This is a genomic window from Weissella sp. DD23, from assembly GCF_001579105.1.
Taxonomy (GTDB): domain Bacteria; phylum Bacillota; class Bacilli; order Lactobacillales; family Lactobacillaceae; genus Weissella; species Weissella cibaria.
The window spans coordinates 478664-480981 of sequence record NZ_KQ970390.1 but is presented as its reverse complement, the minus strand read 5'-3'; the positions used below and the strand labels follow the sequence as shown (position 1 = coordinate 480981).

2 protein-coding genes are annotated in these 2318 nt (G+C 38.2%); both read left to right on the top strand.

Annotated features, from left to right (window positions below):
- Nucleotide 1 precedes the first annotated feature (1 nt).
- A complete protein-coding gene (locus WEIDD23_RS02310) occupies nt 2-574 on the top strand; it encodes a LysE/ArgO family amino acid transporter (RefSeq protein WP_242865395.1) in 573 nt (190 codons plus the stop codon).
- Nucleotides 575-1540: 966 nt separating this feature from the next.
- A partial coding sequence (locus tag WEIDD23_RS02305) for a PhzF family phenazine biosynthesis protein (RefSeq protein WP_062358719.1) occupies nt 1541-2318 on the top strand: 778 nt, incomplete at its 3' end.

Below are 2318 nucleotides of genomic sequence, written 5' to 3'. Positions count from 1 at the left end.
AATCGGAATGCAAAATATATATGTGTTTAACAATGCGTTTAATCACTCGCTGAAAAGATCGATGCTATATTCTTTATTCGTGTGGATCTCTAATACTGCCTTGGCATCGGTGGGCTATTTTGGTTTTGGCGTCATTTTAAATGCCAATGAGACTGTCAAACAAGTTGTGATGTTTGTTGGTGGAGTATTAGTTGTTTGGCTTGCGTGGAATGTATTGAAGTCAGCGAGAAGTGTAGACTTAAATGAACAAGTCAATCAAATACCGGTTAAAAAAGCAATATTGACAGCCATTGTAGTCATCTGGGCGAATCCGCAAGCTGTTATTGATTCATCTATTACACTTAGTGCAATTCGTGGAACATTAGCGGATTCTGCGGTTGGCATGTTTATTACCGGAATTGTTATGGCGACATTTATTTGGATTATGGGGATGACGCTTGTTATCAATAGTTTAAAAGATAGATTGTCAAAGAAGTTCCTAATTTGGATCAATGTGATTTCAGGTATTGTGCTGTTACTATACGGTGTACACTTACTGTATGAGGTGGGTGTTAACGTGATGTCCACGTTTTAGTTACTTCGGATGAGCACCGGGACTTTAGTTGGTTAACATTTGATTCATATTAATTCGTTCAGATAATTCGTGTTGATCACGTCAGCCATTTGAGTACCGATTTGAGTATTCTTGTACTCTTCTTTTGTTATGAAGTGGCCGATAATTGAGTATGTACGTACCTGCAATATGATTAGTTCTGTCTTTCATTAAAATCACCCCGATGCAACCTACTACCTAGTAGATTGCATCGGGGTGATTTTGTGTATTTGTACGTGTAATTACACAAACAAATAATAATCAATTATTTGCTGTAACGGTGCAAAGATTAGTGTTTAGATTCTGAACATGGTCCGTTCGGACGACACAACGATTGGGACATTAGCGTTTGGAGTGGCCTTCCGAACTAAAGTAAATTAGATATTAATAAAGCAGAAACCCCCGAAAGTTATTTTAAATTTCGGGGTACGCCACATTGACTGTATCATTTCATGTTGGCAATCAAAACTTTCAGTGATGTCTCATAGAGACAAAAATTATTTAGTTTTTAGGCGTTGAATTAGAAATTTTTGACACACCAATAATGAACACTATTAACCAAATAACTAAAATAGTTATACTTACTTTTGGGAATAGTACACTAAGAATTAATGCTACAAGTGTTGTTAACCGCCAAAAATAGCAGCTTTTTTTGACTTAGTTGACAATTTCATTGTTGATACCATGAAACAAGAGCGCCTCTTGTGGAAAAGTTGTTACCATAAGTGAAGTAGCGAGTGACTTTTTGTTTATCAAAATAAGAGTCCTCCTGTTATATATTTTGTGTTAGTTTGAATACTTAAAAACGATACCAAACATAAAAAACGTTTGCAAAATGATACTAAAATTTTGTTTAGATTTCGCCTCGAGTCGGTAGACTACTTTAGGGTTTATGAACGAGGTGATACGCTTGAAATATTAGCGATGATTATTGAGGGGGATGTAAGAATGAAAGTGAAAGCGTACATTGCAAGTGCTTTTAGCAAGGACAATACCGGAGGGAACCAAGCGGGGATAATTTTTCTACAACAACCGTTATCAGTGACTCAGAAAATAGCCATTGCTAAAGAACTGGGTTTTTCTGAATCGGCCTTTATTTCCGGTTCCGATCAAGCAGATTTCAAATTTGAGTATTATACGCCAACGAGCGAAGTGGATTTATGTGGCCATGCGACGATCGCCTCCTTTACCCTCATGCGAGAACTTGGAAAGGTTGTACCGAACCAATACACAATTGAAACCAAGGCGGGGATTATTCCGATCGAAGTCCAGCCGAAAAGAATATTTATGAACCAGCAGCCCTCAGAATTTTTTGAAAAGATTGAGAAGCCTGAATTGAGCGAGGCCATTGATATTTCAGCAGTTAATGACAACTTCGATATTCAAGTGGTATCCAAAGGTGGGAAAGATATTTTGGTACCGGTTAATATCAATGAACTCAACGCGCTAAATCCTAATTGGCAAGCAATAGCAACACTTAGTGAGCAATATGGCGTCATCGGCATGCACGTATTTGGCTTGTCAGAAACGGATATTGTCTGCCGCAATTTTGCACCGTTGTATGGCATTAACGAAGAATCTGCAACTGGCACGTCAAGCGGTGCCTTGGCGTGCTATCTATTCACGAAAAATATTCGGCGCCAAAAAGAGTACATTTTTCAGCAAGGCGCTAATTTGGGAAGTCCTTCAGAAATCGTTGTAAAGCTTTCTGTTAATCAGCAGGATG